Below are 4,282 nucleotides of genomic sequence, written 5' to 3' on the forward strand. Positions count from 1 at the left end.
CCCGATCCGCGCCGCCAACTCGCGGGACCGCGCGGGCGACGGCCCGCCGACCAGCACCTCGTGCCCCGCGGCGACCCACCGGCCGCCCAGCGCGTCCGCCATGCCGCCCGTGCCCAGCACGCCGATCCGCATCCGTTCCTCCTGGTCGTGTCGTCGGATGATTGGCTGGTGGCGACGCTAGAGAGCCGGACGGTCACCGAACGGTGCCCGCGACAGGGGAGCCGCCCGTGACCTTCCTCGCCGACTGCCGGGCGCGGCAGGCGTTCGACCTGCTCGCGAACACGTGGAACCCGGTCGTCCTGCACGCCCTCCGGCACGGCCCCCGCCGCCCGGCCGAGCTGCGCCGCGCCATCGGGGGCATCCGGCCCAAGGTGCTGACGGAGACCGTGCGGCGGCTGGAGGGTGTGGGCCTGGTGACGCGGACCGCCCTGCGCGACCGGGTCGAGTACGGGTTGACGGACCTCGGTCGCAGCCTGCTCGGGCCGATCGACGTGCTCGGCCGGTGGGCGCACGAGCACGGTGACGAGGTTCGGCTCCCCGATCCCGCGTGACCGGTTCTCCGATCCTGCGCCGACGGCCGCACCGCTTGACGAACGAACCGAAACGCCGTTTTATAACAGTGTTTCACCGGTTCGTCCGCAGTGTGGCCAGGAGGCGTGTTGTGAAAGCCGGATTCCAGACCCTCGACCGCGAGGCCGTCGTCGACCGGCTGGACGTCCGCGGCCGGCTGCCGTCGTGGCTGTCGGGCACGCTCGTCCGCAACGGTCCCGCCCGGTTCGAGGCCGACGGCCGCTCGTTCCGCCACTGGTTCGACGGCCAGGCCATGCTGCACCGCTTCGGGTTCGCCGACGGCGTCGTCTCCTACCGCAACCGGTTCCTGGAGACGCCGAGCCTCCACGCGGTGCGCGACGACGGCCGCATCGCCTACGCCGAGTTCGCCACCGACCCGTGCCGCTCGATCTTCGCCCGCTTCTTCACCCGCCCCCGGATCACGCCCAACGCCAACGTCAACGTGGTCTCCGACGGCGAGCGGGACTGGGCGCTCACCGAGACGCCGATCGCGGTCGAGTTCGACCCGGACACCCTCGCCACCGTCGGCCTCTCCGACCACCGCGACGCGATCAAGGGCGAGGTCACCACCGCGCACCCGCACCAGGCGCCGCTCACCGGCGACCTCGTCAACTACGTGCTGAAGTTCGGCCGGCGCAGCGTCTACCAGGTGTACCGGCAACGCGGCCGGACCCGGGAGCTGCTGGCGAGCCTGCCCGCCGAACGCCCCGGCTACCTGCACAGCTTCGCCATCACCGAGCGGCACGTGGTGCTGGCGATCTTCCCGCTCGTGGTGAACCCGCTGTCGTTCCTGCTGCGCGGCAAGCCGTTCATCGAGAACTACCGGTGGCGGCCCGAGCTGGGCACCCGGTTCGTCGTGATCGACCAAACGGACGGCTCGGTCGTGGCCGACCGGCGCACCGACGCGTTCTTCGCGTTCCACCACATCAACGCCTACGACACCGAGGACGCGGTCGTCGTCGACGTCAGCGCCTACCCCGACGCCGAGGTGGTCGACGCCCTCTACCTCGACCGGGCCCGGGACGGCGTCGAGCTGCCCCTGCCGTTCCCCACCCGCTACGAGGTCGACCTGGCCGGCGACGGGCCCGTCCGGTCACGGCGGCTCGCCGACGACGCGCTGGAGCTGCCCCGCATCTCCTACAGCGCGCACAACGGCCGTGACTACCGCTACGCGTACGGCGTCGGCGCGCACGGCAACCTCGGCCACGACTTCTTCAACCAGCTCGTGAAGCTCGACGTCCGGACCGGTCGGACCACCCGGTGGCACGAGCCGGGCCGCTACCCGGGCGAGCCGGTGTTCGTGCCCGCGCCGGACGCGCGCGCCGAGGACGACGGCGTGGCGCTGTCCGTGGTGCTCGACGCCGACGCCGGGCGGTCGGCGCTGCTGGTGCTGGACGCCGCCACCTTCGCGGAGGTGGCGCGGGCCGAGGTGCCGCACGCCATACCGTTCGGATTTCATGGCCGGTTCACCTCCGCGTCTCATTAGGGGGTCCTGCCGAAAAAAGTTCCACGTTCTTGTATCCGGGCGCGCGCGGGTCGGCTCTGTAGGGAGAATCAAGTCATTCTCCAGGCCACCTGGGAGGCAACTCGTGCGACCACGAGTCGCTGTCGTCGGCGCCGGTGTCGCGGGGATCTCGGCCGCGTACCACTTGCGCCACGAGGCGGACGTCACACTGTTCGAGGCCGACTCACGGGCCGGCGGCCACGCGCACACCGTCGAAGTGGAGGACGCCGGGCGCACGCTCGGCCTGGACACCGCGTTCATCGTCTTCAACGAACCGCACTACCCGCGGCTGACGCAATTCTTCGCCGACCTCGGCGTGGCCACCCAGCCCCACCCGGGGAAGTTCAGCTTCTTCGACCTGGACCAGGCCACCGCGTACGTGTCGGACGATTTCGACCTCCCCGAGGAGGAGGTCGTCGCGAAGTACCCGCCGGAATTCGCGCACCTGTGGTGGGAGGCGTCCCGGTTCCTCCGGGAGTCGCCCAAGGACTTCGTCCGCAAGCGCGCCGACGTGCCGCTGGGGGAGTACCTGGAGCGCAACGGCTACAGCGACGCGTTCCGCCGCGGGTTCATCGTGCTGATCGCCACCGCCGCCTGGTCGGTGCCCGCGGACCGCATCTGGGAGATGCCCGCCAGCACCATCATCGCGTTCTTCTTCGCCCACGGCGGCGAAGGGCTCGGCGGCCGCACGGTGCCGTGGCGCACGGTCACCGGCGGCAGCGTCAGCTACGTCCGCGCCGCCCTCCGCGAGATCGAAACCGCTGGTCACAGCATTCAGCTCGGCACGCCGGTGGGTCAGGTCCGGGAGACGGCGGACGGCGTCGAGGTGCGCACCGAGACCGGCACGGCGACGTTCGACCAGGTCGTGCTCGCCACCCACGCCGACGACTCGCTGCGGATGCTGGACCACCCCACGCCGCGCCAGCGGATGCTCGAGGTCATCGCCTACAGCCCCACCCGCGCCACGCTGCACACCGACGTGGCGGTCCAGCCGACGCCGCGCGGGACGTGGCGCAGCTGGAACTACGGCCGCTCCGGCGAGGCCACCTGGGTGAACTACTACCTGAACGACCTCCAGGAGTTCACCGCCGAATCCGACTACTTCCTCACGTTGGACTCCGGCGTCCCGATCGACCCCGCGAAAATCGTCGCCGACCTGTCCTACCGGCACCCCGTCTTCACCATCGAGGCCCGCCGCCTGCAATCGGAGATCTACTCCCTGAACGACGGGTCGAGCCGGATCAAGTTCGCTGGCTCCTACTTCCACTCCCGCAAGATGGGGCCGGACATCCTCGGCATGCACGAATCGGCGTTCGACTCCGGCTCGGCCGCCGCCGAATCCGTTCTCGAAACCGCACAACGGCATTGAGCACAAGGGGAGCCCGCATGTCCGCACTGACCGTGGAGAGCGTGCAGGAATGGCTGGTCGAGAAAATCGCGACCAGGCTCGGGGTGGCCGCCGACCAGGTCGCCACCGACCAGTACTTCGACGAATTCGACCTCGATTCCACCGAGGCGCTGGTCCTCTCGGGTGAACTGGAGAACTGGCTCGGGTTCGAATTGGAGACCACCGCGCTGTGGTACCACCCGACGATCGCCGACCTGGCCCGCTACATCGTGCAGGAGCGAGCCGGTGACAGTGCGTCGGTCTGACCGCCGACCCGCCCTCGTCCGCGAGTTCCCGCCCGCGCCGGAGGACGCGCACCCCGTGGTGCTCGTGCACCCCGGCGCGGTGCCCGCGGCCGACTACGCGGCGCTGGCCGACGTGCTGCGGCCGACGGCGGCGCTCGTCGTGGTCGACCTCGAGCAGGTGCCGGAGTACTTCGAGGCCGCCCTCACCGGCGGCCCGCCCGCCACGTCGATCGACGCGCTGGCCGACCGGGTGGTGGCGCTGCTGCGCGACCGCGGGCTGCCCGACCGGTGGACGCTCGCCGGCTGGTCGTTCGGCGCGGTCGTCGCGCACGCGGCGGCGTCCCGGCTGACCGCCGCGGAACGCCCGCAGCGGTTGGTGCTGCTGGACAGCATCGCGCCCGTGCCGGAGTACACGGCCGCCGACGACGAGCTGTCCGCCGACCTCGTGCTCGGCTGGTTCGCCATGTACCTGGCGGCCAAGCGGGGCACCCCGGTCGACGCGCCGCCCGCCGGCGTCGGCCTCGACGCGGGGCTCGACCACCTGCTGGCCGCCGCGCTGCGCACCCGCGTCGCCGA

Annotated in this window: 6 protein-coding genes; 5 read left to right on the forward strand and 1 reads right to left on the reverse strand. The window is 71.4% G+C overall.

What is annotated here, in order from left to right; genetic code table 11:
• On the reverse strand, positions 1-132 hold a 132-nt coding region (locus ACFQ3T_RS34665; RefSeq protein ID WP_380730053.1), incomplete at its 3' end, for an NAD(P)-binding domain-containing protein.
• Between the two features lie 95 nt (positions 133-227).
• Here ACFQ3T_RS34665 and ACFQ3T_RS34670 point away from each other — a divergent pair.
• The 5 genes from ACFQ3T_RS34670 to ACFQ3T_RS34690 form a co-directional block, all read left to right on the forward strand.
• The gene (locus ACFQ3T_RS34670; RefSeq protein WP_380730043.1) at positions 228-551 is read left to right on the forward strand and encodes a winged helix-turn-helix transcriptional regulator; all 324 of its coding nucleotides are present in this window, start codon (positions 228-230) and stop codon (positions 549-551) included.
• A 110-nt stretch (positions 552-661) separates the two neighbouring features.
• Positions 662-2,056, forward strand: a complete 1,395-nt coding sequence (locus ACFQ3T_RS34675; protein ID WP_380730045.1) for a carotenoid oxygenase family protein — start codon at positions 662-664, stop codon at positions 2,054-2,056.
• Positions 2,057-2,159: 103 nt separating this feature from the next.
• Positions 2,160-3,443: an NAD(P)/FAD-dependent oxidoreductase gene (locus ACFQ3T_RS34680; RefSeq protein ID WP_380730047.1), complete on the forward strand. Its 1,284-nt coding sequence runs from the start codon at positions 2,160-2,162 to the stop codon at positions 3,441-3,443.
• A gap of 17 nt (positions 3,444-3,460) precedes the next feature.
• Positions 3,461-3,727, forward strand: coding sequence for an acyl carrier protein (locus ACFQ3T_RS34685; protein ID WP_380730049.1), 267 nt, complete (start codon positions 3,461-3,463; stop codon positions 3,725-3,727).
• On the forward strand, positions 3,708-4,282 hold a 575-nt coding region (locus tag ACFQ3T_RS34690; RefSeq protein ID WP_380730051.1), incomplete at its 3' end, for a thioesterase domain-containing protein. The genes ACFQ3T_RS34685 and ACFQ3T_RS34690, both read left to right, overlap by 20 nt.

The organism is Saccharothrix hoggarensis (genome assembly GCF_042678885.1).
GTDB classification, from domain to species: Bacteria; Actinomycetota; Actinomycetes; order Mycobacteriales; family Pseudonocardiaceae; genus Actinosynnema; species Actinosynnema hoggarensis.